This window comes from Streptomyces sp. CB03234 (assembly GCF_001905885.1).
Lineage (GTDB): Bacteria > Actinomycetota > Actinomycetes > Streptomycetales > Streptomycetaceae > Streptomyces.
The window spans coordinates 467,040-492,652 of sequence record NZ_LIYH01000005.1 but is presented as its reverse complement, the minus strand read 5'-3'; the positions used below and the strand labels follow the sequence as shown (position 1 = coordinate 492,652).

The window sequence follows — 25,613 nt, the reverse complement described above, 5'->3', positions numbered from 1 at the left end:
CATGATCCAGTCAGCAGATATCCGCGAGTGGCGCAATCACGACGTCGTCGACCCCAAGGGCCACAAGATCGGCGTGCTGGAAGCCATCTACGTGGACACCATCACCGACGAACCGGCCATGGCGACCGTCAAGACGGGGCTGCCCACCCGGCAGCGGCTGGTGTTCGTCCCGCTCGACGGGGCGATCGTCGGACCGGGCTACCTGAAGGTGTCGCACCCCAAGGGTGAGGTCCGCAAGTCGCCGTCCATCGGCACGGACGACGTTCTGCCCGCCGAGAGCGAAGTCGCGATCTTCCAGCACTACGGCATGTCCTACGAGCCCGGCGCCAACGGCGAACGGAAGCTCGCGCGCCGCTGACCGTCCGCCCCGTCCTCCAAGAGGTGCTCATCCCATGGCGCTGTTCCTGTTCCTGATCATCGTCGCCATCATCCTCGGGCTCATCGGTGTCGTCGCCGAGGGCCTGATGTACCTGCTGATCATCGGCATCGTCGTGCTGGTCATCGACGTGATCTTCTTCGCCGTCCGCTGGTCCCGCCGCTCCCGCAACCGCCCGCTCCGGTAGGCGCGTCAGGCCGGCCCGCCCAGCAGCGGGCCGAAGACGTCGCGGCCGAGCGCCTCCGCCCGGTCGTGGCCGAGGATCTCGACGGGCACCTCCGGGTGGTCGTCCGCCCAGCGCCGGGCCGAGGCGGGACCGGCGAAGAAGTTCAGGGTGCCGCAGCAGACGTCCACCGCCGGGCCGGCGCACGACCCGGTCCGGGCGAGGACCACCGCCGAGGGCGGCTCCCACACCGCCGTACCGTCCCGGAAGGCGACCGTGACGGCCTGCCCCGTCACCGGGTCGGCCGACCGGATCTCCACGTCCCGCCCGAGCATCGGCGCGATACCGAGGGCGTCGACCGCGCACATGGCCCACACCTCGGGGCCGCCCGCGATCCGGACGCGGTGCGCGGTGGGGACGGGCGAGAAGGGGTACGCCGCCCGGATGCGGCCCCGGGCGTCGACGCTCAGGTGGTCGGCGGCCGACAGGGCGGCGAGCACCCGGTCCACCGGAACCCCGTACGGCTCGGCCGCCGCCGTCAGCTCCGCCTCCGTGGGCGCCCGGCCGTGCGTGGCGAAGGCACGCAGCACCGCCTGCTGCACCGCCCGCTGCCCGCCGTCCACCGGCGCCAGGCGCCCCCGGCCGCCCCGCGCCACCATCCCGGCGGCCCCCGCCCCCGGCCCCGCCTCCGCGAGGGCGGCACGCAGCCGCTCCACCGACGGCGCACCCGCGCCCACCCGGCACGACAGGCTCGCCGTCTCCCCGTCCCGTACGAAGGGATCGGCACCGTTCACCAGCAGGGTCGGCGAGCCGTGCATGCCGAGCCGTACCGCCTCGGCCTCGTCCCGCACCTCCCGCCACTCCACGCGTACGTCGTCCCGCCCGGCGAGGGCCTCGGCGAGCCGCTCCCGCAGCACGCCGGCCGTCGGGCACTCGGGCACCATCAGCACGGTCAGTCGCATGTCGTCCATGTCGTCCATACCGGCGACGCTAGACCTTCCAGCGCGGTGGAAGGTCAAGGCGTACGGTGGAGACATGCGTATCGGAGCCCTCGCCACCACGGCCGGGATCAGCACCAAGGCGGTCCGGTTCTACGAGCAGGCCGGGCTGCTGCCCGAGCCGCCCCGCACCCCCTCCGGCTACCGCGACTACCCGCCCCGGGCGGCCGACCGGCTGGCCTTCATCCGCAACGCCCAGGCCGCCGGGCTCACCCTCGCCGAGATCCGCGAGGTCCTCACCGTCCGCGACAGCGGCGAGGCCCCGTGCCGCCACGTCGGCACGCTGGTCGCCCGGCACCTCCAGCAGGTCGAGGAGCGGATCGCCGAGCTGACCAGGGCCCGCACCGCGCTCCTCGACCTGAAGGACAAGGCCGACGCCACCGACCCGGCCACCTGCCCGGAGGGCCCCATCTGCCGGATCCTCGGCACCGGCTGACGCGGCACCGGCACCGGCTGACGCGGCACCGGCGCCGCGTACGGCCCGCCGCCGCGTACGGCCCCGCGACGCATTCCGGCCGGTGTCGCGTACGACCCGCCGCCTACGTCCCGGTGTCCCCTACGTCCCCTTCTCCGGCCCGGCGCCGGTCGGTTACGGACCGGTGGGGCGTACGGGCGACGACACCGGCGCGGTCGGCGCCTTCGCGCGGGCCGCGCAGGAGGCGGCCCGGCGGGTGGGAGCGGCTTCCGGCGCGGGGTGATCGCGGCACGCGCGGGCGACGGCGTCGGCCTGCTGGACCATCGGGTAGACCGCGTTGATGCTCGGCACGCGTGACGACGAGGTGACGCCCACGGCCCAGATGCGCTCCGGCACCGGGCTGCCGGGGAAGCGGACGCGCACGTCCTCGCCGATGCCGGGTGCCGCTCCGGGGTGACGGCACCCGGCACCGGTCAGGTGGAGGTGGTCGCCGGACACGTGGAGCGGCGGATCGCCGTACCCGGCGGCGGTGACCACGGCGTCGTACCGCTCGGCCGCCTCTCCGCTCCACACCGCCCGCCAGCGGCGCGGGCCGGGTGCGATCTCCACCGGCACGCCCCGGCGGATCGTCAGCCGCCCGGCCTCCACGTGCCGCAGCAGGGTCCGGGCGGTACCGAGCGGGATGGCGCCGAGGTAGCGGAGCAGAGGCGCGCACCGCCGCAGCGCGGCCGCCCGCGTCGGGGCGTCCAGGGCGGGCAGCACCTGGTTGGCCGCGTCGACCGTCGCGCACAGGATGTCCTGCCAGTCGGTACGGCCCTCCTCCGCGAGCCGGATCTCCCGGCGCAGCCGCTCCACCGGGTCGTCCGGCACGGGCACGGGCACACGCACCGGCGTGGCCACCTGGTCACGGAGCCGCCGGCCACTGACGGTGGACGCCGCCCTGGCGACGAGCGCGACGAGCTGCCGCTCGAACCGGGGGCCGGAGAAGTCCAGGGCGGCGAGGTCCGGGGTGAGCGGCGGGCCCGGGCGTGAGCCGGTGCGTGTGCGTACGGCGGGCAGCTCGCCCGAGGGGGACGCCATGACGACGCGGTGGCCGGCCCCGCACAGGAGCAGGCCCGCGTCGATGGCGGACAGCCTGGTTCCCAGGACCAGGACGCGGGAGGCGGGCCCCGGCATCGCCGTGAGCAGGGCGCCCTCCGGACAGGGCCCGATGAAGAGCCGGTCGGCGCCGAGATGGGGGCGCAGTGTCCCGGGTACGACAGGGTCGCCGTAGCCCTGGCAGAGCAGGACGTCGGTGGCGTCGAGGCGGCGGCCGTCGTCCAGCACGACCTCGTACCCGCCACCGGGGACACGGCGTACGAAGCTCGCCCGCCCGCGCACGTGCCCGCCGGCCCCGCCGCCCCGCCTGTGCAGCACCCGGTACGCCAGGTAGCGGTCCCTGACGTACCGGGAGAAGTGGAAGCGGGGGACGAAGGCGTCCCGGTCGGCGGGGACCCCGCGCGCCAGCAGGTGGTCGAGGAAGTCGTCGGGGGCGCCCGCCACCAGGGACATGATGCCCACCGAGGTGTTGCACAGCAGCGCCGGCCGGGTCGTCGCGAACGCCCTGCCCGAACCCACGGGCAGCGGATCGACGATGTCGACGCGTGCCGCGACCCGATGCCGGACCAGCGCGGCGAACGCCGCGACACCAGTGGCGCCCCCGCCGACGATGACCACGCGCCGCCGCACCGGTCACCCCACCTCCCCGTGCGACGCCCCGCCGAACCGGTCCCGGTGCGCGGCGAGTTGGCGCGGGTCGTCCCGCAGGAACGGCAGGTCGGTGCGGACCATCGCCCGCATGGCCAGCAGCGGCACCGGGCTGCGCAGCGGGCGGAAGTCCCTGTTCCACAGGCCGGGAACGGCGGGCGGACCGTCGTGGAACTCCCCGACCATCAGCCCCCGTTCGACGAACTCGGTCTTCAGCGCACGCTGGGCGCCGTCGATGGCCCAGACCACGTCGTCCCGGGTCAGCGCCGGGAAGAGGACCAGCAGCGCGGCCCACCGCCGGTCGCCCACCCCAGGCACGGCGCCGCCGCTGCCCATGAACCAGTCCCGGTACGCGCGCATCACCGCGACCACCTGCCCCACCCCCGAGGGCCGGTCCGGCCACACCACCGCCCGCAGACCCCGGTGGGCGAGCGCGCCGGGGACGTACGGGCAGACGGGGCCCGGCCGCCCGAGGTCGCCGTGCGGGCGGGCCAGGTACTCCCGTACCCACTCCACGACCGTGCGGCAGGCGCCCGGGTGCGCCACATCGGGCGGTACCGCGTCGAGCGGCCACGGGGCAGGCAGCACTGCCGCCCCATGGCCGTCGTCCGCGCACCGCCGGGCTGTCCGCTCCCGCGTCGTCGCCGGTCCGGTGAGCATGTTCAGCGCGCCACCGCGAAGTCGGCGATCGGCTCCTCCGTGGTGTAGAACCGCACGGCGGTGTTCAGCACCTCGTCCACCGAGACCAGCCCGTCGCCGTCGGTGTCGAGCTGCGCCGCCTTGACCCGCGCCCGCTCCGGGGTGGCCCGCATCGCCCGGAGCATGCGCTCCCACTCCTCGACGGTCACCTCGCCGCTGTCATCGGCGTCCGCGACATCGACCACGGCGACGGCCCAGGGCCGCACCATGTCCACGAATCCGGCGGGGTTGTCGAGGAGGTGGTCGCAGGCGGCCTGCACGAACTCGTCCTCGGTGATCCGGCCGTCGCCGTCCCTGTCCGCGATGTCGGCGAAGGACTGCCAGAAGTGCTGCGCGCCCCGGAGCAGGGCGTTGCCCTTGGGCGCACTGGGGGATTCGTCGAACTCGGCCAGGATCGACCGGGCCAGCTGCTGGAAGTCCGCCTCGGTCACGACGCCGTCTCCGTCACGGTCGAATGTGTCGAAGCGCGAGGCGATCTTCTGGCGGTAGTCACTCAGGCTCACGGAGATGTCTCCTTCTGTTGCGAACCGCTTCCGCGGCCGGACCGGCCGGACCGGCCGAGACAAGCTGTAGCGACGGGCGTCCGGAGCGACCACCTGGCGCGGCGCGCGAAACGTGCCGCCGATTGCAGCAAAACGGCAGGTCACGCCACCGTGTCCGGTCACCTTGAGGAGCGGGCTGAACGGTGGAGGCTCCGCCGTGCGCGTCGCCGGCCGGGGCTCCGCCGCCAGGCGGGTGGAGGACCGGGACCGGATCGCCGCGCCCCCGAAGTGGATCAACATTCAATTGTTGAAAACGATTGTCATTGTGTTACGGTCCCGTCCGCCCCCCGCCGCTCGTCCCCGCCCGGAAGGGTTCCCGTGCGCCTGCCCACCCGTCTCCTCCACGCCGCCGCCCTGGCCTCCGTGTCCGTCCTGCTCACCGGCTGCTTCAGCGCGCCGGACAGCGCCTCGGGCGGTGACGGCAAGCGCATCCGCGTGGCGATGATGAACCCGCCGCGCTCCGGGCTGTCCCCACTCTCCGACGACGCCTTCAAACTGTCCCGCTGGTCCACCGCCGAGACCCTCGTCACCCTCGACGCCAACGGCGACCCGCGCCCCGCCCTGGCCACCGCCTGGCGGCAGACCGGCCGGACCTGGACCTTCACCGTCCGCGACGGCGTCACCTTCCACGACGGCAGCCCGCTCACCGCCCGGGCCGTCGCGCACTCCCTCACCAAGGCCGCCACCGCCTCGCCCAAGCCCCGCATCCTCGACGGCGTCGACCTCTCCGTGACGCCCTCGGGCTCCGGCAACACCGTCACCGTCACCACCGCCACCCCCGACCCGCTCCTCCCGCAGCGGCTCAGCTCGCCCCAGCTGTCGATCCTGTCGGCCAAGGCCTACCGCGGGAAGACCGTCAGCCCCGTCGGCACCGGCACCGGCGCCTTCCGGCTCACCAAGGTCAACGGCACCTCGTCCGCCGCCCTCGACCGGTACGACGGCTACTGGGGTACGAAGGCCAAGACGCCCGGCATCGACGTCACCTTCGTCCCCGACGGCACCGCCCGCGCCGCCGCGCTGCGCAGCGGGGAGGCCGACATCGTGGAGGCCGTCCCGGTCTCGCAGGCCGCGCTGCTCGACCAGGAGCTGATCACCGAGGTGCCGATGCCGCGCACCAACACCCTCTACCTCAACACCGCCAAGGGCCCCTTCAAGGACCCCGGACTCCGGGCCGCCGCCCGCGAGGCCATCGACCCGAAGGCGATCGTCGACGGCGTGTACGAGGGACGGGCCGACGTCGCCCGCGGCCTGCTCGGACCGGCCCTCCCGTGGGCGTCGTCCCTTCGCTCCGAGCCCAAGCGCGCCAAGGCCGCCAACCCGTCCGGCGCCGCCATCACCATCGGCACCTTCACCGACCGCGCCGAGCTGCCCGAAGTCGCCCAGACCCTCCAGCAGCAGCTCCAGAAGGCCGGGTTCACGGTGAAGCTGGAGGTGCGCGAGTACGCGAACATCGAATCCGACGCGCTGGCGGGCGCGTTCGACGCGTTCATCCTGTCCCGGGCGACCGTCCTCGACTCCGGCGACCCCGCCGCGTACCTCTACAGCGACTTCGCCTCCCGGGGCTCCTTCAACATCTCCCAGCTCGCCGATCCCACCGTGGACAAGGCCCTGGACAAGGCCGCCGCGACGGCAGCCGGTGACGCGCGCCGAAGGGCCGTGATGGCCGCCGAGGCCTCCGTACTCGCCACCGACGCCGCGATCCCGATGCTGCACGAGCGGGTCGTCCAGGGCGACGCGGCGGGTGTCGTGGGCGCCGAACACGACCCGCGCGAGCGGCTGCTCGTCACACCCGCCACGTACGTCAAGTGAAAACCGGCGTCACGCGCGGCGCCGGGCTGGCCGGGGCGCTCGCCGCCGTCCTCGCGGTCGTCGGGCTGCTGCCCTGGCTGTCCGGCCGCGACCCGGCGCTGACCGTGCTGCGCGCCCGATCCGCCGAGCAGGAGGCCACGCCCGAGGCGCTGGACGCCATCCGCGCCGACCTCGGGCTGGACGCCGGACCGCTGTCGCTGCTGGGCGGCTGGGCCGCCGGCCTCGTCCGGGGCGACCTGGGCACCTCGTGGGTGTCGGGCACCGACGTCCTGCCCTCCGTTACAACCGGGCTCCAGGTGTCGCTGGCCCTGATGGGCGCCGCGCTCGCCGTCGCGCTGCTGGTGGCCGTCGCCCTCGCCGCGCCGGTGCTCATCAGCGGCCGGGGCACGTCCGGGGCGTTCGCGGCGATGCTCGCGGCCGTGCCCGAATTCCTGCTGGCCACCGTGGTGTTGATCGTCGCCGGGGTGTGGCTCGGCTGGCTGCCGACGTCCGGCTGGCAGGGGCCCGCGCATCTGGTGCTGCCCGCCGTCGCGCTGGGCGTTCCGGCGGGCGGGCTGCTGGGGCGGCTGGTCGCCGACGCGCTGCCCGCCGTGTACGACGAGCGGTGGGTGGAGCTGTGGCGCGGGGCGGGCGTCTCGCGCGTACGGGTCGCCCTGGCCGCGCTCCGGCGGGTACTGCCGCCGCTGGTCCCGCAGTTCGGCATGGTGGCGGTGGGGCTCACCGGCGGGGCGGTCGCCGTCGAGACGGTGTTCGCGGTACCCGGCATCGGGCGTACGTCGCTGGGCGCGGCCAAGTCCCAGGACCTGCCGCTGCTCCAGGGCTCCGTACTGGCACTGCTCGCCCTCGGGCTGACCGTCGGCGCGCTCACCGCCCTGGTACGGCGGCGGCTGCTCGGGCCGGGCCTGCGGGACGCGGGCCTGACGCTGCCCGCCGCCCGGCCGGTACGGGTGGCCCCCGCCGTACCGGCCGGCCTCGCGGTGGTGCTGGCGGCCGTCATCGGATGGGGCCTGCTGCGCGACCCGTACACCGTCGACACGGCCGCCCGGCTCGCCCCGCCGTCCCTGGTCCACCCGCTGGGCGCGGACGGCCTCGGGCGTGACGTGCTCGCCCGGCTCGGGCACGGGGCGGCGACCACGGTCGGCACGGCGGCCGCCGTGTGCGCGCTCAGCTGGCTGCTGGCGGTCGCCCTCGGCTTCGTACCGAACGTCACGTCCGGCCTCTCCGACATCGCCAACGCCCTGCCCCCGGTCATCGTCGGCATCCTCGTCGCCGCCGTCCTCGGCCCCGGCACGGGCGGCGCCGCGCTCGCCGTGGCCCTGATCTCCTGGCCCCCGCTCGCCGCCCACGCGGCGGCCCTGGTCCAGGAGGTACGGGCGTCGGGCTTCCTGCTCGCCCAGAAGGCCATCGGGGCGACGCCCCGCTGGATCCTGTGGCGGCACGTCCTGCCGTCCGTCACCGCCCCGGTCGCCCGCCACGCCGTCCTGCGCCTGCCCGGCATGGCCCTCGCCCTGGCCTCGCTCGGCTTCCTCGGCCTGGGCGCCCAGCCGCCCGCCCCGGAGTGGGGCCTGCTGCTGGACGAGTCCCGCGCCTACGTGGAGCGTGCGCCGTGGGCCGCGCTGGCCCCCGCCATGGCGCTGGCGCTGCTCGCCGGGCTGGCGGTGTCGCTGTCCGCGTACACGACCCGCCCCGGGAAGGGGACCGCCCATGGCCGCTGAACCACTCCTCTCCGTACGGGACCTCTCGGTCTCCTTCGGGGCCGTGGACGCCGTACGCGGGCTGTCCTTCGACGTGTACGACGGTGACGTCCTCGCCCTCGTCGGCGAGTCGGGCGCCGGGAAGTCCCTGACCGCCCGCGCCCTGCTCGGCATGGCGCCACGCGGGGCGACGGTGAGCGGCAGCGTCCGGTCGCGGACGACCTCCGGCGGGGCCGACGAGCTGGTCGGCGCCCGCGCGGACGGCCTGTGGGGACGGCGCGTGGCCCTCGTACCGCAGGACGCGCTGTCGGCGCTGTCGCCCGTGCACCCGGTCGGCGACCAACTCGCCGCCGCCGTCCGCTCCGTACAGCGCCTGTCCCGCCGCGACGCCCGCGCCAGGGCCGCCCTCGCCCTGGAACGCGTCGGCGTCCCGGCGGCCAGGTCCCGCGCGTACCCGCACGAGCTGTCCGGCGGGATGCGGCAGCGTGCCGTGATCGCCATGGCGACGGTCAACGAACCCGAACTGATCGTCGCCGACGAGCCGACCACCGCCCTCGACCCCGACCTGCGCGACCAGGTCCTGCACGTCCTCACCGAGCAGCGGAAGGCGGCGGGTGCGGCGCTCGTCCTGGTCACCCACGACCTGGACGCGGTCCGCGCGCACGCCGGCCGGGTGCTGGTGATGTACGCGGGCGGGCACGTCGAATCCGGCCCGGTGGACCGGGTGTTCGCCCGCCCCCGCGCCCCGTACACCGCCGGGCTCCTCGCCTCCCTGCCCCCCGCTACGGGACGGGTCCGCCGACTGCCCGCGATGGCCGGGGCGCCGCCCGCCCCCGGCGCGCTGCCGCCCGGGTGCGCCTTCGCGCCGCGCTGCCCGCTCGCCGAGGACCGCTGCCGTACCGAACGCCCGGTGCCCCGGCCCGTGGACGGCCGCGAGGTGTCCTGCCACCGCTGGGACGCCGTGCCCGAGTCGGCCGCCGACCTGTTCCTGGAGCACGTATGACGCCCGACAGCCTCCTCGAGGTCCGTGACCTGGTAGTCCAGTACGGACCGACCGTCGCCGTCGACCGCGTCTCCTTCGACCTGCGCGCCGGGGAGACCCTCGCCCTCGTCGGCCCGTCCGGCTGCGGCAAGTCGTCCACGGCCACCGCCGTGCTGCAGCTGCGCCGCCCGGCCGCCGGCGAGGTGTGGTTCGACGGCCGCGAGCTGACCCGGCTGGGCGAGCGCGAACTGCGGCCGCTGCGCCCCGCCATGCAGCCGGTCTTCCAGGACCCGTACGGTTCCCTCAGCCCGCGCCGCACCATCCGCGACGCCGTCGCCGAACCGCTGCGCGTCCAGCGCCGCTGGGACGCCGCCACCGGCCCGGCCCGGGTCGCCGAACTGCTCGCCCTGGTCGGCCTCGACGACGCCGCCCACGGCGGCCGGCTGCCGCAGGAGCTGTCCGGCGGCCAGTGCCAGCGCGCCGGGATCGCCCGCGCCCTGGCGAGCGAGCCCAAGCTGCTCGTCCTCGACGAACCGGTCTCCGCCCTCGACCCCTCCGTCCGCGCCGGCATCCTCAACCTCCTCTCCGACCTCCAGGAACGCTTCCGGCTCGGCTACCTCTTCATCTGCCACGACATGGCCCTCGTACGGCACTTCGCCGACCGGACCGCCGAGATGCGGGCGGGCCGGATCGAACGGATCACCACCCCATGAGCCCCCTCGCCCGCCTCCTCATCGGCAGCCAGTTCGCCTTCAACACCGGCTTCTTCGCCGTCCTCCCCCACCTCGCCGACCACTTGAGCGACTCCCTCGGCCTCGGCGGCTGGCTGGTCGGCCTCGTCCTCGGCCTGCGCACCTTCAGCCAGCAGGGCCTGTTCGTCGTCGGCGGCGCCCTCACCGACCGGTTCGGTCCACGCCCCGTCGTGCTGGCCGGCTGTGCCCTCCGCGTCGCCGGGTTCCTGTGGCTGGCGGTCGCGGGGACGGTGTGGACGGTGACCGGCGCGGTCCTGCTGGTCGGTTTCGCCGCCGCGTTGTTCTCGCCCGCCGTCGAGTCGGAGATCGCACGGGAGGCGGTACGCCACGAGACGGCCACCGGCACCCCGCGCACCCGCCTGCTCGCCCGCTTCTCGGCGGGCGGCCAGGCGGGCGCCCTGATCGGCCCGGTACTGGGCGCCCTGCTGCTGTACGGGGGGTTCGGCGCGGCCTGCGTGGCGGGGGCGGCGGTCTTCACCCTCGTACTGGCGGGGCACTGGCGGCTGATGCCCCGCCGGCAGCCGACGGCAGTGGCCGGCCCGCCCGCCCCTCCGCACCCCGTACGGGAGCTCTTCCGCCACCGCCGCTTCCTCGCCCTCACCTTCGCGTACTCCTCCTATCTGCTGGCCTACAACCAGCTGTATCTGGCGCTGCCCGCCGAGCTGGAACGGGCGACGGGGTCGCAGGCCGCGCTCGGCTGGCTGTTCGCGCTGTCGTCGGTGCTCGTGGTGGCGGGGCAGCTCCCGCTGGAACGGTGGGCGGCGGCCCGGCTGTCGTGGGGCGCCGCGATCCGTACCGGGCTGCTGCTGATCGCCGCCTCGTTCGCGGCTGCCGGGGCGCTGCTGCCGGTGGGCGGGCTGTGGCCGTCGCTGGTCTTCGTGGTGCTGCTGACGGTCGGCCAGATGCTGGTGGTGCCCGCCACCCGCGCATGGCTGCCGGACCTGGTGGACGAGCGCCGGCTCGGGTTCTGCACGGGCGCGTTGTCGTCCCTGTCGGGTGCGGTGGTACTGGCGGGCGGCGCCCCGGCCGGTGCCCTGGTGGAGGCGGGCGGCGCCTGGCCGTGGGCGGCACTGGCGGCCGTGCCGCTGGTGGGCCTGACCCTGGTGCCCCGCCGGTCGGGCGGCCGGGTGGCGGTCAGTCCCCCAGCCGACCCGGCGGGGTGCCCGGACGGTGCCGCCCCAGGACGGTGACCGCCCCGTTCGGTCGGGCTGGGCCGGCGCACGCCGTCATGCACATACGTGGCAGTTCGTTGCGCCGTCACGCCTCCATTCGGCGCCATGGCGGGCCCGGACCGTGCCTTCCGGCCGGTCGGTGACGTTTACGGAGTACCGCAGACCGACCCGGAAGCCCGACCGGAAAGAAGCTCATGACCAGGACCCGCCGCGTCACCGCCCGTATCGTCGCCACCACCGCCGCCACCGCGACCCTCGCCCTCGGCGGCGCCGCCACCGCCCAGGCAGCCGCCGCCGACCCCCTGAGCGGCGTCACCGGCGGTCTGCCGGGCGGCCTGCCGGGCGGTCTGCCCGGCGGTCTGCCCGGCGGCCTCACCGAGAACCTGGGTGGCGGCCTCCTCGACAGCGCTTCCGGCCCGCTCGGCAGCGTGACCGCCCCTCTCAACAGCGCCAGCGCACTCGGCCTCTCGGGCGCCACCCAGTTCGCGCAGGGCCTGCTGAGCACGCTCACCGCCGTGCGCTGACGGCGGCACCGAGAGCAACGCCAAGAGCGCGGGGCCGTGACCGGGACGTCCGGTCACGGCCCCGCGCCGTGCGGTGCGAGCGGCGGTCAGCACCCGCCGGACGTCACCGTTCCGCCGATCTGGAGGGTGGCGGGCGTGCCGCAGCAGCCGCCGCCGCTCTGCGGGGCCTCGGACGCGTCCGGCTCGTCGAAGACGCCCGCGCCGCCGCACACCCCGGTCTCCGGGAGCGTCAGCTCGACCCGCTCGGCGGCCTCCCGGTCGCCGGCGAGGGCGGCCGCGACGGAACGGACCTGCTCGTAGCCCGTCAGGGCGAGGAACGTCGGGGCGCGCCCGTAGGACTTCATGCCGACCAGGTAGACGTCCTTCTCGGGGTGCGTGAGCTCGTTCACGCCGTGCGGGTAGACCGTGCCGCAGGAGTGGACGTTCGGGTCGATGAGCGGGGCCAGCGCGAGGGGCGCCTGCAGGCGCTCGTCCAGGCCCAGGCGCAGCTCGCCGAGGAACGACAGGTCGGGGCGCAGCCCGGTGAGGACCACGACCTCGTCCACCGGGTCCAGGCGGCGGCCGTCGTCGCCGACGAGCACCAGGCCGCCGTCGGGGCGGCGCTCCACCGCCTCCGTACGGAAACCGTTGACCGCGCTCGCGTGGCCGGCCTCGACGGCCGCCTTGGCGCGCAGGCCGAGGGCGCCGCGCGCCGGGAGCTGGTCGGCCTCGCCGCCGCCGAACGTGGAGCCGGTGATGCCGCGGCGCAGGATCCACACGGCGTGGGTGTCCGGTTCGTCCTTCGCGAGGTCGGCGAGGAGGGCGAGGGCGGTGAAGGCGGAGGCGCCGGAGCCGACGACCGCGGTGCGCTTCCCTGCGTAACGGGCCCTGACCGCCGGGTCGGCGAGGTCGGGCACGCGGTACGCGATACGGTCGGCGGCCGTCCGCTCGCCGAGTGCCGGGAGGCCGTCGCCGCCGAGCGGGTTCGGGGTGGACCAGGTGCCGGAGGCGTCGATCACGGCACGGGCGAGGATCCGCTCCTCGCGGCCGCCCCCGCTGCCGTCCGTCCACAGGATGTGGACGGTGAAGGGCCGGTCCTCGCGGCCGGCGTCGACCACGCGGTCGCGTCCGGCCCGGGACACCCCGGTCACCCGGGCACCGAAGCGGACCCGGTCGCCCAGGACGTCGGCGAGCGGCTGGAGGTAGGCGGCCACCCAGTCACCGCCGGTGGGGTACGTGTTCCCCGCGGGCGCCGTCCAGCCGGTGGGCGCGAGCAGCTTCTCGGCCGCCGGGTCGACGAGCTCCGCCCACGTGGAGAAGAGCCGCACGTGCGCCCACTCCCGTACCGCCGTACCGGCGGAGGGCCCGGCCTCCAGTACGAGCGGTTCCAGGCCGCGCTCGGCCAGGTGCGCCGCCGCCGCCAGGCCCACCGGGCCGCCGCCGATCACGACCACCGGAAGGTGCTGCTCGCTCATGGCTGGTCTCCCTCACTGATTCGACAAATGTCGATGTCCTGGCTCCGAGCTTGCCAGTTGTATCGATAGACGTCAACATAGACGTATGTCGAATACGAAGCCGGCCGGCCTGCCGCTCATCGAGCCGGGGGAAGCCGTGCCCTGCTGCCCGCCGCTGACCTCCGAGGCCCTCTCGGAGGAGGACGCGGTCAGGACGGCGGCCATGTTCAAGGCGCTGGGCGATCCGGTGAGGCTGCGCCTGTTCTCGCGGGTGGCGTCGCACCCGGGCGGCGAGGCGTGCGTGTGCGACATCTCCGACGTCGGCGTCTCGCAGCCGACCGTCTCCCACCACCTGAAGAAACTCAAGGACGTCGGACTGCTGACGTCCGAGCGGCGCGGGACCTGGGTCTACTACCGCGTCTCCCCCGGCGTCCTCGCCGCCATGGCCGCGATGCTGACGACGGGGTGACCCGTCAGCCGCCGCGCGGCGCGTACATGATGACCGCCATGCCGACGAGGCAGACGAGCGCCCCGACGACGTCGAAGCGGTCGGGCCGGTAGCCGTCGGCGACCATGCCCCAGGCGATCGACCCGGCGACGAACACCCCGCCGTAGGCCGCCAGGATGCGCCCGAAGTTCTCGTCGCTCTGGAACGTGGCGACCACCCCGTACAGACCGAGAGCGATCACTCCCGCGCCGATCCAGACCCAGCCCCTGTGCTCACGGATGCCCTGCCACACGAGCCAGGCGCCTCCGATCTCGAAGAGCGCGGCGACGGCGAACAGGGCGGCGGAACGGGCGACGAGCACGGCGGCAGGGTCCTTCCGGGCGGAGTGCGTCGGGGGGAGCGGGGCGAGCGGGCGAGGGGGCGAAGGGCGCCAGGGGGCGACTCCAGCTTGGCGCATGCACCAGCCCAGTACGCACTCGCCAAGACCCCAAGGCCACCGAGGCCACCGAGGCCACCAAGCCCACCCGCGTACCCCGCAGACCCGACCACCCCCGCACCCGCACCCGCACCAATCCCGCCATTCCCCACACCCCCGGGCAACGCAACGCCCCTCCACGCCCTCTTCCGGCTCGGCAACCGCAACCCGACCCCCCACGAAGGGACGCATGGTGGTTACGAGCAACGCGAGACGAGCGACCCTGGCACTCACCGCGATCGGCGCCGTACTGGCGCCCATCTCACCGGTGCACGCCGCCCCAGCCCCGCCCCGCGTCGACCTCCGGGCGGACGTCGACCGGGACGGACGCGTCGACGTCACCGGCGCGACCGACACCGCCGGTGAGGACACCTGGACCCCCGCCCGCGGCACGGTGTTCCTGCCCAACATCGACGACGACACCAAGCGGTGCCCGACCGCCGGGCCCGGCGGCAAGCCGCTGTCCGACGCCAAGCTAGCCGCCTGCAACGACGCGGCCGACGCCGTCGTCAACGGCACCGCCGACCTCGCCGACCTGGCCCGCGTCCGCGCCGTACCGATGGCGAACCTGCCCGCCACGGCGACCGGCGCCGTGAGCGTCCCGGCCGGCGGGAAGCACACCCGGGTGTTCGTCAAGCGAGCCACCGGCTGGGCCCACGTCACGGGCAAGACCCGCCTGAGCGCCGCCGAGTTGCGCGCCGGCGTCGAGTTCGGGGTCGAGAGCACCGACATCGTCCGCGACAGCAAGGTCTGGGACGGACGTGCGGTGATCCGCCTGACCGTGACGACGCCCAACGGACCGGCCACCACCGACGACATCACCCTCCGCGTCGCGCCGCTGCTGACCCACCACCACCTCCAGCGGGCCCAGCAGGTACTGGTCACCAAGGTGCCCGGCAAGGACGACTACGCGCGCCGTCAGCAGGCGTTCGTCAACGGCCTCGCCAAGGAGGTGAAGTCGGCGGGAATCAGCCAGCCGCTGATCACCTTCGACAAGTACCAGGACATCTGGGCACAGGACTTCGTCGAGCCCGGCTATGTGAGCATGACCGGCCCCGGCGGGCGCCGCCAGGTCATCCGCGTGATGCTGCGCTCGGCACAGCCCGACCGTGAGGCGGGCCGCGAACTGTTCGAGAAGATACGCGGCAACGGCATAGGCGTCGTCCAGGTCTCCGGGGTCCGCGACTCGGAGGAGTGGACCCTGAACTCGATGGGGAACCTGGAGACCATTCCCCCGTACACGAACGGCGGCCGGTCCTTCCCCGCCGGGCGGATCATCATGGGCGAGCGCAAGGACGACGGCTCCAAGCCCGCGCGAGTCATGCGCACGATGCTGGCGTCCCAGGGCTTCCAGGACCCGCTGCTCCTCGACACCTCCTGGCTGCACGTCGGGCATGTGGACGAGTTCGTGCAGTTCCTGCCCGCGCCGGGCACCCCGCGCGGCTGGAAGATCGGCATCGCCGACCCCGAGGCGGGGCTGAAGCTGCTGCGGGACGCGCAGAAGGCCGGGCACGGCAAGACCAAGATGTTCTCGGTGCCGGGCAGCAAGGACACGCCCGCGCCCAAGGAGACCATCGACCAGGCGCTCGCCTCCAAGTGGCTCGTCACCGACAACACCATGGCCGCCGCACGCATCAAGGCGAACCTGGCGGTCCTCCAGCGGGAGACGGGCGTCACGGACGCCGAGGTCGTACGCGTACCGGCGCTGTACACGCGCGGTACGGAGCAGGTGGGCGAGCGCGGCGACCGGATGCCCCGGCTGTCGCGGCTGGGCGCCGGTGAGGTGCCGGAGGCGGTCAGCGAGTACGGCCAGCAGAAGGCCATCGAACAGCGGGACGGCCGGGCCGCCGGCCCGGGCACGGTCATGACCAGCGCGTACGTCCCCGGCGCGGTCAACGGCATCCTGCTCGGCAACGACCGGTACCTCGCCCCGCGCCAGTGGGGGCCGGTCATCGGCGGCAAGGACATCTTCACCGCCGCCGTGACCGCCGCGTACACCGGCGCCGGGATGAAGGTCTCGTACATCGACGACTGGGACACCTACCACCTGGGCATGGGCGAGGTGCACTGCGGGACGAACACGCTGCGGGACGCCTCCGCCGCGTGGTGGAAGCGGTAGCCGGCGGGGAGCATGGGTGATGTGCCCATGCTTGTCGGAACCTCGGGGTGGCAGTACGCGGACTGGCGCGGCGGGCTCTACCCGGCCGGGCTGCCGCAACGGCTGTGGCTGGAGGAGTACGTCCGCCACTTCGCGACCGTGGAGAACAACAACGCCTTCTACCGGCTGCCGTCCACGGAGGTCTTCACCGCCTGGCGCGAACGGACCCCGGAGGGGTTCGTCATGGCGGTGAAGGCCAGCCGCTACCTGACCCACATCAAGCGGCTGCGCGACCCCGAGGAGCCGGTGCACCGGCTGATGAGCCGCACGGCGGGCCTCGGCGACCGGCTGGGGCCCGTCCTGGTGCAACTGCCGCCGAACTTCCGCGCGGACACCGGCACGCTCGACGCCTGCCTGCGCTGCTTCCCGGGCACCGTCCGGGTGGCCGTCGAGCTGCGCCACCCCTCCTGGTGGGAGGCGGAACGGGACCTGCGGGCGGTGCTGGAGCGGTACGGCGCCGCCCTGTGCTGGGCCGACCGGGACTCCCGCCCCGTGACGCCGCTGTGGCGCACGGCGCCCTGGGGGTACGTACGGTTCCACGCCGGCGCCGCCCGGCCGTGGCCGCGCTACGGGCGGCAGGCGCTGGCGTCCTGGGCGGGGCGCGTCGCCGCCGCCTGGGCGGACGAGGCCGACGTGTACGTGTACTTCAACAACGACCCGGGCGGCGCGGCCGTCCGGGACGCCGCCCTGTTCGCGCGGGCGGCGGCCGGACTGGGCCGGACGGTCACCCGAACACCGCCACCGTGACGACCCGGCGCCCTAGACTCACCGAACGGTGCTTGTTCCGGGGCGACTTGGGGGGAACATGGTCACGGTCCTGTTCGTGCACGGTACGGGGGTTCGCGAGCCGTCCTACGCCGCCGCCCTGGAGACCGTCCGCGGCGGCCTCGCGCGCGTGCGGCCCGATGTGCGGGTCGAGCCGTGCGACTGGGGCTCCACTCTCGGCTCGTACCTGCGCGCGGGCGGCGTCTCCATCCCCGGGTACGTCACCGACTCCGCCGACGAACCGCTGCCCGTGCGGGAGGACGACGAGGACCGGCTGCGGTGGGCGATGCTGTACGCCGACCCGTTCGCCGAGCTGGGCGCCTACGCGCTCGCCGACCACCCCTCGGGCGACACGCCCGCCTTCGTCCCCGGCACGGTCGCGCCCGGCGACGCGCTACTGGACCGGATCGGCCGGCTGGACGGCTCGCAGGCAGTACGCACCGCCTGGGACGCCGCCGTCCCCGCCGTACCACTCCCCGAGGCCGTCGCCGCCCTGCTCGCCGCGCCGCGACTGCGCCGCGCCGCCGCCACGGCCGCCCCCGAGGGCGACGCCCTGCCCCGGCTGACCGCCCGCGCGCTCACTGCCTGGGCGCTGGTACGCGCGGAGGGCGCGGCGGGCCAGGTGCCGGTCGCGGCGCGCGACGACCTGGTGGACACGGTCACCGCCGAACTGGGCGGTGACGTCAAGGGCCTGAGCGACGCGCTGGTCTCCGCGCTCGGCTTCTCCGCCCGGCTCTTCGAGCGGTCCCTCGGCTCCCGGCTGCTGGTGTCCCGGCGGGCCGCGCTCAGCGGCCGCTCGGTGGGCTTCTTCGGCGACATCCTCAGCTACCTCACCCGGGGCCAGGCCGTGCGCGACCACGTCGCCGCCACGATCCGCGCGCTGCCCGGCGACGCCGGCCCGGTCGTCGTCCTCGGCCACAGCCTCGGCGGGATCATCGCCGTCGACCTGCTCACCGATCCGCCCACCGGCGTGTCCGTCGACCTGCTGGTGACGGTCGGCTCCCAGGCACCGCTGCTGTACGAACTCGACGCGCTGCCCTCCCGCCCGTACGGGACCGGGCTGCCCGGCGCGTTCCCCCGCTGGCTCAACGTCTACGACCGCCGCGACCTGCTGTCCTACCTGGCCGCCGGGGCGTTCGGGAACGACCCGAGGATCACCGACGCCGAGGTGGACAACCGCCAGCCGGTCTCGGCCGCCCACAGCTCCTACTGGGCCAACGATCAGTTCTACCGGGTGTTGTCCACAGCGCTTCCCGGCTGAACGGAAAAGCCCTTAATCTTGGCCATCCGGTCGGCAGGGCAGCACACGGCACGGTGCGAGGGGGGACGCGCGTGGCCGCCACGGGAGTTTTCGACGGCGTACAGCTACGGATCCTGCGCGCGTTCGTGGAAGCGCTGGAGGATCCGGCCGTCCGGCTGATCAACGACAGCGGCAGGGACCTGTGGCGCCAGATGGTGCACCAGCACATCCCCGGCCTGACGGCCGTCAGCTTCTCCGTGCCGCGCCAGGAGTTCCTCAGCGTCGTCAACAACTGCGCGGCGATCGACGGCGGCATGGACGGGCTCGTCGACGCCACCTGCCTGGTCGCGCCCGCCCTGGAGCCGGTCCTGGCGCTGCTGCTGGCCGAGTGGAAGGCCCGCCTCGCCTTCCCCGGCCCCGACTGGACACCGTTGCGCCGCGTGCTGGAGGTCCCGGTGTCCGAGCTGGGCGCCCTGGTGGACCGGGCCACGGACGGCCTCGTACCGCTGCCGGAGCACTGCACCACGCCGTGGGAGGCGTTCGTCCACCTCGCCGACCGCAACAGCCGGCCCGGCGACCTCATGCCGGCGCTGGCGTTCCTGGAGTACACGGCAGCCCTGTGCCCGGAAGTCGCCTCCGGGATCGGCGAATTACGGGCGTGGAACGATCACTTCGCCCGGCAGTGGCACCTGACCGGCCCGCTGACCGCGCTGCGTACGAGCCTCAGCGGCGCGCCCCTGACCGAAAGCGTCACCCACGACCCGCACCCCGGCCGGCCCGCCCCGGCCGTCAGACCGCTGATCAGGATCTACGTCAAGGTCGAGCCCGACCGCACCCCCCAGGGCGGCGTCGGCCGCCGCCGCGCCGCCCGCACCCAGCGGTACTACGTCTCCGCCTGCGTGAAGTACACGGACTCCAGCGCCCTTCACCGCGACCCCCACACCGAGCCACGAGAGTCCGTGACCCGCTCCCAACTCCCCGTCGCTGTGGCAGAGTTGCTCACGCATATGACACAGCTACGCCACTCCCGCGCCGAGAACGCCGCCCTGGAGCTGTTCCTCCCGGCGGAGCTCCTCAACGAACCCGTGGAGTGGTGGGACCGCGACCCGTCCCTGGGGTTCCCCAACTCCCTGCTGAGCCGCTACCGGGAGATCCTGCTGCACAGCCTGGAGCGGGTGCAGCGCCCCGCCTTCCACAACGCCTGGCGGGCCCGCTGGGCGCACTGGCGGACCGGCGAGGGCCCCGGTCTGGTGCACGAGTGCGACCCGGAGACGCTGTCCGACACCGAGCACCTCGCCCTGCTGGACGCCAAGATCGGACGGGACGACGACGTGGTCGGCATGGTGCTCAGCAGACCGCCCCACCGGGACAGCGAGTTGGGCTTGAGGGAGATGAGTCTGGCCCTCGACCTCGGGGTACCCATAGTGGTGTATCACCGCGACGACCCGGCGTCGGAGGTGTTCCGCAGCATGATCCGAGAGACCTTGGCCAACGAAGGACTGGCAGGGCTCCCCGAGCGTGCGCAACAGTGGAAGTCCGACGTCGCCGTCCGTGCCACCACCACCGCCGCAGGCGGGGCGAGCGCCGTGACCGACAGGGACGTCGAAGCGATCCGGTCCATGAGCATGATCTGGGACGACCCCGAGCTTCTTCTCGAGGGCGGGCAGAGCGCTCCCGCCACCTTTGTAGGGGGGACCGAGTGAACGCGGCGCACCATGGCGGGCCGCTCTACCGGGGCACCGGAGAGCTGTTACCGGACACACCGTACGAAGACAGGAGCTGGCCCGAGGGCCCGCCGTGGCGCGACTTCCGCGCCCCGGCGACCATGCCCCCGCCGCCGGAGGACGACGAGGCCGACCGGCGCCTCGGCCCGCCCGGCCGGCCCCGCACGCCGCGCCCGGAGGAGGTGCGGCTGGTCAACGCCGCGCTGCTGCTGCGCCGCCCGCTGCTGGTGACGGGCCGCCCCGGGGTGGGCAAGTCGGGCCTGGCGTACCGGATCGCGCGTGAGCTGCGGCTGGGCCGGGTGCTGCACTGGCCGGTGACCAGCCGCACCACGCTCGCCTCGGGGCTGTACGAGTACGACGCCATCGGCCGCGCCCAGGCGACCCGGGAGGGCGGCGACGACGACGCCCCCGCGACCCGGCCGGGCATCGGGAACTACGTACAGCTGGGACCGCTGGGCACCGGGCTGCTGCCGTACCGGCTGCCGAGGGTCGTCCTGATCGACGAGATCGACAAGTGCGACGCGGACCTCCCGAACGACCTGCTCACCCTCTTCGAGGACGCCTGGTTCGAGGTGCCGCCACTCGTCCGGGTGAAGCAGGCGGAACCGACGGCGACCGTCCATACGGCTGATCCCGGAGGCACCGCCGTCGTCGAGAACGGGGTGGTCCGGGCGCATACGTTCCCGGTCGTCGTCATGACGTCCAACGGCGAACGGGAGTTCCCCGAGGCCTTTATGCGCCGCTGTCTGCGGCTCGACATTCCCGACCCGGACGCCGAGACATTGGGCGAACTCGTCTCGGGCCATTTCGGCGACCGCCTCGGACCGGCGCAGGAAGCACTGATCCAGGATTTCCTCCGGCGCAGCGGCCGGGTGGGCGGACTGGCCGCCGACCAGTTGCTGAATGCCGCCCATTTGGCGACCTCGGGCCTCTACCGGCAGGACGGAAGCGATGCGGGGGAGTGGCAATCGGTCCTCGCCGCCATTTGGCACCCTCTGGGTGGTGAAGGGGCGGATACGGCGTGACCGGCGAATCATCGGCGGCCCGCGGCGCTGAAGGGCGGCACCGGCGGGACGGCCCGGCAGACCTGCCGGGCGACCCCCGCCTGCCCAACCCCGGCCTGCCCAACCCCGGCCTGCCCAACCCCGGCCTGCCCGGTACCGGGCTGCCCGACACCCGCCTGCCCGTCACCGGGCTGTACGCGTGGGAGGTCGCCGACGCCGTGTGGCTGGCGGCCAACCACCCGTGGCTGGCGGGCGGGGAGGCGGCCGAGGGAGCGGAGGAGGTCAAGACCGACGCGCCCGGGCAGCCGCGGCCCCCGGCTCCCGGCCGGCCGTCACAGCAGGACGCCACCCCCGACGCCCCCACCGACGACACCCCGCCGCCGCAGGCCCCGCCCGAGGCCCCCGGCACCCCCGACACCCTCGACGCCCCCGTACCCCTGGACGACGAGCCCCCGCACCCGGCTCCCTCCCCCTCCCCCTCCGCCGTCCCCGCACCCGCCCACGCGCCCGCCGCCCTGACCCGGCCGCCCCGCCCGCCCGGGCCACGCGAGCTGGGCCGGGCACTGCGCCCGCTGCGTACGCACCGCGACTCGGCGCACACCCACGCCCTGGACGAGGCGGCCACCGCCGAGCGGATCGCGACCGCCCCGCACCTGCCGCCCGCGTTCGCCCCCGAGCCGGAACGGCAGTGGAGCGCCGTCCTCGTCGTGGACAGCGCCCCGCACATGGCCCTGTGGCGGCCCGCCGTCGACCGGTTCCGCGCCGCCCTGGACGGGTACGCCGGGCTGCGCGGCGTCGACGTCCTCGCCCTCGACACCGCCCACCCCGAGCGGGCGGTGCTGCACGCCCCGGGCACGGCCGGCCGGCCGCAGCCACCGCGCGGCCTCGTCGACCCGACCGGGCGGCGCATCGTCTTCCTGCTGACGGACGGGGCCGCACCCGCCTGGCGGTCCGGCGCCGCCCAGCGGCTGGCCGCCCTGTGGGGCAGGTACCAGCCGGTCACCGTGGTGCAGACGCTGCCGCAGCGGCTGTGGGCCGGCACCGGCCTGTTCCCGGTCCGGGTACGGCTGCACGCCCACGGGCCCGGGTCGGCGGGCGGGCAGGTGCGGTGGACGCCCGCCGAGCCGCTCGCCGCGTCGCTGCTGCCCGACGCACCCGGCCGCGTGGTGGCCGTACCGGTCCTGGAGCTGAGCCCCGACTGGCTCGGCCCCTGGGCCCGGTTCGTCTCCGGGACCGGCCCGCGCTGGGCGGACCTCCCGGCGATCCTCACCGGCACCCGCCCGCCGCGGCCCGCCCCGCCACCCCCGTCGCGGCGGCCGACGGCGGCCGAACTGGTGGCCCGCTTCCGCAACCGCGCCTCCCTGGCCGCGTTCGACCTGGCCACCCGGCTGGCCGCCGTCCAACTCGACCTGGACACCATGCGCGAGGTGCGGCGCCAGACCATGCCGCACGCCACGGACGCCCATCTGGCGGAACTCGTCATCAGCCCCCTGGTGGAACCCCTCCCCGGCTGCGACGGGCATTCGTATCTCTTCGTCGACGGCGTACGGGAGGAACTGCTCGCCGCCGGCAGCAGGACCGCCACCGAAAGCGCCCTGAGAAAAGCCGCCGAATTCCTCGCCCCGCACAACGAGGCGGCCCGCGAACTTCTCGACTACCTGGAAAGCGCCGCCCATTCACCCGCCCCCGCGTTCCGCGAGGAAAGCCTGGCGGCCGTCGAGGCGACAGCCGAGAACCTCCGTTTCCGGCAGGCCGAGCACGCCGCGCTCCAAGCTATTTCCGGTTCCCATCTGCGCCGCGCCCGAAAGCTCGGAGAACAGATCGGAACCACACCTCCGAACGGCCAGACCGGCGTTTCACCGGTCGCCGCCGATGAGAGACTCCCCGACGACAGCGACTACCCCGTTCCCCCGTTTGGAGGCCCCCACGTGAGCACGGTCCCCGCCCCGGCACAGACACCGGCCCAGCAGCCTCCGGCCGGAGGGGGTGCGCGACCGGCCATGCCCGCCGTCTGGGGGAACATGCCGCCCAGGAACGTCGTGTTCACGGGCCGGGAAGAGCTGCTGGTCGCCCTGGAGAACGGGCTGCGCCACGGCCCCACCGCCGTCCTCCCGCACGCCCTGCACGGAATGGGCGGCGTCGGCAAATCGCAACTGGCCCTGGAATACGTCTACCGGCACGCGTCCGAATACCAGGTCGTCTGGTGGATCCCCGCCGAACGGACCACGCAAATTCAGCAGGCGTTCGTCGAACTCGCCCGCCGTCTCCACCTCCCGGCCAGCACCGAGGCCATTACCGCCGTACCCGCCGTACTGGAAGCACTGCGCACCGGTAACCCGTACAACAGCTGGCTACTGGTGTTCGACAACGCCGAAAGCCCGGCAGCCGTACAGGAATACTTCCCGAGCACTCCCGAGGGCGGGCCGGTAGGCTCCGTCATCGTGACATCGCGCAACCCTCAGTGGAACACCTTGGCCCATCCGCTGGAAGTCGATGTGTTCGAACGGGAAGAGAGCATCCAGCTGCTTCGGCGGCGCAATCCCGACCTGTCCGACGAAGACGCGGACATGCTCGCGGAAATCCTCGGCGACCTGCCGCTCGCCGTGGAACAGGCATCGGCGTGGCGCGCCGAAACAGGAATGCCCCCGGCCGAATATCGGAGGGTGTTCGAGGAAAAGAGCGCCGAGCTGATGGCGGTGTCACCGCCCACCCAGTACGAGAAGACCGTCGCCACCGCGTGGAACGTGTCCCTGGACCACGTGGAGGGCAAGAACGCCGGCGCCATCCAACTCCTCAAGCTGTGCACGTACTTCGCGCCCGAACCGGTCAACCGGCAGTTCTTCTCCAACTCGGTGTCCGAACCCATCGCCCCCGAGCTGGACCGCATCTTCACCGACCCCATCCGGCTCAGCCGCGCGATCCGGGAGATCAGCCGGTACTCCCTGGCGAAGATCGACCACCGCACCAACTCGATCCAGATGCACCGGCTGGTCCAGGCGGTGCTCGAAGCGCGCATGACCGAGGAACAGCGCCGGATGTTCCGCCACGGCGCGCACCTGCTGCTCGCGGCGAACGCCCCCAGCGACCCGCTGGCACCGCAGAACTGGCAGCGGTTCGGGGAGCTGTATCCGCACGTCATCGCGTCGAAGGCGGCGCTGTCGGCGCACCGCAACGTACGCCAGCTGGTCTACAACGTCGCCCGGTACCTCTTCTACTGGGGCGACCACGCGGCGGCCCTGGAGTTCGCCCAGGAGACCTACCGCGACTGGTGCCGGCTCTTCGGCGAGGACGACCAGCAGACCCTGGCCCTCGGCAGGCACCTGCGGTTCGTCCTGTGGCGGGACGGCCGCTACAAGGAGGCCGCCGAGCTGGGTGAACGGATGCTCGCCACGCTGGAGGGCGCCGGACCCGACCTGGAGGAGGAATACCTGCGCGTCAAGGGCCAGGTCTCCGGCGACCGCAGGGCACGCGGCGACTTCCGGGGCGCCCTGGAGTTCGACGAGGAGGTCTACGAGCGGGCCGTACGGGCGTACGGCGACGAGGACCCCGAGACGCTGCTGCACGCCCACAACCTGGGCGTCACGCTGCGCGTCAACGGCCTGTACGCGCGGGCACTGGAGCTGGACCGGGCGAGCTGGCACACCAAGGTGCAGCTCTTCGGGGCCGACGCGCCCACCACCCTCAGCTCCGAGGCGTCCCTCCACCTGGACAAGCAGGAACTCGGGGAGTACGCGGCGACGGAGAAGGCGTACGAGGAAGCGATCGACATCCACCGCGACACGTTCGGCGACATGCACCCCAACACGCTGAAGGCGATCGCCCGCCTGGGTGTCGCCCAGCGCAAGGCGGGCCACCACGCGGCCGCCGAGGCCAACACCCGCAACGCGCGCAGTGCGCTGGCCGAGCGGTACGGCGAGCGCAGCCCCGACACCCTCCAGGCCTCGCTCAACCTCTCCATCGACCTGCGCCAGAACCGCTCGCTGGAGGAGGCCCTGAGGCTGAGCGAGCGGACGAGGGCCCTGTACGCGGAGATCTTCGGCCAGGAACACCCGCACACCGCCGCGGCGGACGCCAACGCCGCGATCACGCTGCGGCTGCTGGACCGGGTGGACCAGGCCCGCAAGCTGAACGAGTCGGCGCTCGCCCGCTTCCGCGACAAGCTGGGCGACAGCCACCCGCACACCCTGATCTGCGCGATCAACCTCGCCAACGACCTGTTCGCGCAGGGTGACGCCGCCGGTGCCCTGGCACTCGACCAGCGGACGCTGCCCCTGCTGGTCGAGGCCCTCGGCGATGAGCACCCCACGGTGCTCGTGCTGCGCGGCAACATGGCCGCCGACCTGCGGGCGCTGGGCCGCACAGGCGAGGCGGAGGAGCTGCACAGGGCCGCCATCGACGGCGTCCGGGCCAAGCTCGGCGAGAATCACCCGGCGTGCGCGGACATGCTCGCCTGGCGCCGGGCCAACTGCGACATCGATCCGATGCCGATCTGAC

Annotated in this window: 22 protein-coding genes; 16 read left to right on the top strand and 6 right to left on the bottom strand. The window is 74.1% G+C overall.

Annotated elements, in window-relative coordinates; all coding sequences use genetic code 11:
• Nucleotide 1 precedes the first annotated feature (1 nt).
• Complete coding sequence (locus AMK26_RS23580; protein WP_073756707.1) at nucleotides 2-358, top strand: PRC-barrel domain-containing protein; 357 nt, start codon at nucleotides 2-4, stop codon at nucleotides 356-358.
• Nucleotides 359-392: 34 nt separating this feature from the next.
• A complete protein-coding gene (locus AMK26_RS37390) occupies nucleotides 393-563 on the top strand; it encodes a hypothetical protein (RefSeq protein ID WP_198944144.1) in 171 nt (56 codons plus the stop codon).
• A gap of 5 nt (nucleotides 564-568) precedes the next feature.
• Here the strand turns inward: AMK26_RS37390 and merB are convergent, their stop codons facing one another.
• Complete coding sequence (merB, locus tag AMK26_RS38415) at nucleotides 569-1,519, bottom strand: organomercurial lyase (RefSeq protein WP_274536127.1); 951 nt, start codon at nucleotides 1,517-1,519, stop codon at nucleotides 569-571.
• A 55-nt stretch (nucleotides 1,520-1,574) separates the two neighbouring features.
• Here merB and AMK26_RS23570 point away from each other — a divergent pair, with 55 nt between their 5' ends.
• Nucleotides 1,575-1,973, top strand: a complete 399-nt coding sequence (locus tag AMK26_RS23570) for a heavy metal-responsive transcriptional regulator (RefSeq protein WP_073756706.1) — start codon at nucleotides 1,575-1,577, stop codon at nucleotides 1,971-1,973.
• Between the two features lie 153 nt (nucleotides 1,974-2,126).
• On the opposite strand, the gene AMK26_RS23565 is transcribed toward AMK26_RS23570, so the two are convergent.
• The 3 genes from AMK26_RS23565 to AMK26_RS23555 are packed head-to-tail and all read right to left on the bottom strand — an operon-like array spanning nucleotide 2,127 to nucleotide 4,900.
• The gene (locus tag AMK26_RS23565; RefSeq protein ID WP_073756705.1) at nucleotides 2,127-3,680 is read right to left on the bottom strand and encodes an FAD/NAD(P)-binding protein; all 1,554 of its coding nucleotides are present in this window, start codon (nucleotides 3,678-3,680) and stop codon (nucleotides 2,127-2,129) included.
• 3 nt (nucleotides 3,681-3,683) lie between these two features.
• The gene (locus AMK26_RS23560) at nucleotides 3,684-4,358 is read right to left on the bottom strand and encodes a DUF6875 domain-containing protein (protein WP_107421029.1); all 675 of its coding nucleotides are present in this window, start codon (nucleotides 4,356-4,358) and stop codon (nucleotides 3,684-3,686) included.
• 2 nt (nucleotides 4,359-4,360) lie between these two features.
• Nucleotides 4,361-4,900, bottom strand: a complete 540-nt coding sequence (locus tag AMK26_RS23555) for an EF-hand domain-containing protein (protein ID WP_073756704.1) — start codon at nucleotides 4,898-4,900, stop codon at nucleotides 4,361-4,363.
• 357 nt (nucleotides 4,901-5,257) lie between these two features.
• On the opposite strand from AMK26_RS23555, the gene AMK26_RS23550 reads away from it, so the two are divergent.
• The 6 genes from AMK26_RS23550 (at nucleotide 5,258) to AMK26_RS36355 (ending at nucleotide 11,872) form a co-directional block, all read left to right on the top strand.
• Nucleotides 5,258-6,748, top strand: a complete 1,491-nt coding sequence (locus AMK26_RS23550) for an ABC transporter substrate-binding protein (protein ID WP_073756703.1) — start codon at nucleotides 5,258-5,260, stop codon at nucleotides 6,746-6,748.
• Nucleotides 6,745-8,463: an ABC transporter permease subunit gene (locus AMK26_RS23545; protein ID WP_073756702.1), complete on the top strand. Its 1,719-nt coding sequence runs from the start codon at nucleotides 6,745-6,747 to the stop codon at nucleotides 8,461-8,463. The genes AMK26_RS23550 and AMK26_RS23545 overlap by 4 nt, the downstream gene beginning before the upstream one ends.
• Nucleotides 8,453-9,445 carry an ABC transporter ATP-binding protein gene (locus tag AMK26_RS23540; protein ID WP_073756701.1) on the top strand — a complete coding sequence of 331 codons (993 nt, stop codon included), beginning with the start codon at nucleotides 8,453-8,455 and terminating at the stop codon, nucleotides 9,443-9,445. Before AMK26_RS23545 ends, AMK26_RS23540 begins: the two co-directional genes overlap by 11 nt.
• Nucleotides 9,442-10,137: an ATP-binding cassette domain-containing protein gene (locus AMK26_RS23535; protein ID WP_073756700.1), complete on the top strand. Its 696-nt coding sequence runs from the start codon at nucleotides 9,442-9,444 to the stop codon at nucleotides 10,135-10,137. Before AMK26_RS23540 ends, AMK26_RS23535 begins: the two co-directional genes overlap by 4 nt.
• Nucleotides 10,134-11,366: an MFS transporter gene (locus AMK26_RS23530; protein WP_073756699.1), complete on the top strand. Its 1,233-nt coding sequence runs from the start codon at nucleotides 10,134-10,136 to the stop codon at nucleotides 11,364-11,366. The genes AMK26_RS23535 and AMK26_RS23530 overlap by 4 nt, the downstream gene beginning before the upstream one ends.
• 176 nt (nucleotides 11,367-11,542) lie before the next feature.
• The gene (locus tag AMK26_RS36355; protein ID WP_073756698.1) at nucleotides 11,543-11,872 is read left to right on the top strand and encodes a hypothetical protein; all 330 of its coding nucleotides are present in this window, start codon (nucleotides 11,543-11,545) and stop codon (nucleotides 11,870-11,872) included.
• An 86-nt stretch (nucleotides 11,873-11,958) separates the two neighbouring features.
• Here the strand turns inward: AMK26_RS36355 and AMK26_RS23520 are convergent, their stop codons facing one another.
• A complete protein-coding gene (locus AMK26_RS23520) occupies nucleotides 11,959-13,326 on the bottom strand; it encodes an FAD-dependent oxidoreductase (protein WP_073756697.1) in 1,368 nt (455 codons plus the stop codon).
• Nucleotides 13,327-13,411: 85 nt separating this feature from the next.
• Between AMK26_RS23520 and AMK26_RS23515 the strand changes: the two genes are divergently transcribed.
• The gene (locus AMK26_RS23515) at nucleotides 13,412-13,774 is read left to right on the top strand and encodes an ArsR/SmtB family transcription factor (RefSeq protein WP_073756696.1); all 363 of its coding nucleotides are present in this window, start codon (nucleotides 13,412-13,414) and stop codon (nucleotides 13,772-13,774) included.
• Between the two features lie 4 nt (nucleotides 13,775-13,778).
• Here the strand turns inward: AMK26_RS23515 and AMK26_RS23510 are convergent, their stop codons facing one another.
• Complete coding sequence (locus tag AMK26_RS23510; RefSeq protein WP_073756695.1) at nucleotides 13,779-14,114, bottom strand: YnfA family protein; 336 nt, start codon at nucleotides 14,112-14,114, stop codon at nucleotides 13,779-13,781.
• 304 nt (nucleotides 14,115-14,418) lie between these two features.
• Between AMK26_RS23510 and AMK26_RS23505 the strand changes: the two genes are divergently transcribed.
• The 6 genes from AMK26_RS23505 (at nucleotide 14,419) to fxsT (ending at nucleotide 25,612) form a co-directional block, all read left to right on the top strand.
• Nucleotides 14,419-16,347, top strand: coding sequence for a protein-arginine deiminase domain-containing protein (locus AMK26_RS23505; protein WP_073756694.1), 1,929 nt, complete (start codon nucleotides 14,419-14,421; stop codon nucleotides 16,345-16,347).
• Between the two features lie 21 nt (nucleotides 16,348-16,368).
• The gene (locus AMK26_RS23500) at nucleotides 16,369-17,133 is read left to right on the top strand and encodes a DUF72 domain-containing protein (RefSeq protein WP_073757075.1); all 765 of its coding nucleotides are present in this window, start codon (nucleotides 16,369-16,371) and stop codon (nucleotides 17,131-17,133) included.
• A 58-nt stretch (nucleotides 17,134-17,191) separates the two neighbouring features.
• The gene (locus tag AMK26_RS23495; protein ID WP_073756693.1) at nucleotides 17,192-18,412 is read left to right on the top strand and encodes an alpha/beta fold hydrolase; all 1,221 of its coding nucleotides are present in this window, start codon (nucleotides 17,192-17,194) and stop codon (nucleotides 18,410-18,412) included.
• A 71-nt stretch (nucleotides 18,413-18,483) separates the two neighbouring features.
• Nucleotides 18,484-20,094 carry a VMAP-C domain-containing protein gene (locus AMK26_RS23490; protein WP_073756692.1) on the top strand — a complete coding sequence of 537 codons (1,611 nt, stop codon included), beginning with the start codon at nucleotides 18,484-18,486 and terminating at the stop codon, nucleotides 20,092-20,094.
• Nucleotides 20,091-21,140 carry an AAA family ATPase gene (locus AMK26_RS23485; RefSeq protein WP_073756691.1) on the top strand — a complete coding sequence of 350 codons (1,050 nt, stop codon included), beginning with the start codon at nucleotides 20,091-20,093 and terminating at the stop codon, nucleotides 21,138-21,140. The genes AMK26_RS23490 and AMK26_RS23485 overlap by 4 nt, the downstream gene beginning before the upstream one ends.
• A complete protein-coding gene (fxsT, locus tag AMK26_RS23480) occupies nucleotides 21,137-25,612 on the top strand; it encodes an FxSxx-COOH system tetratricopeptide repeat protein (RefSeq protein ID WP_274536126.1) in 4,476 nt (1,491 codons plus the stop codon). The genes AMK26_RS23485 and fxsT overlap by 4 nt, the downstream gene beginning before the upstream one ends.
• Nucleotide 25,613: the final 1 nt, after the last annotated feature.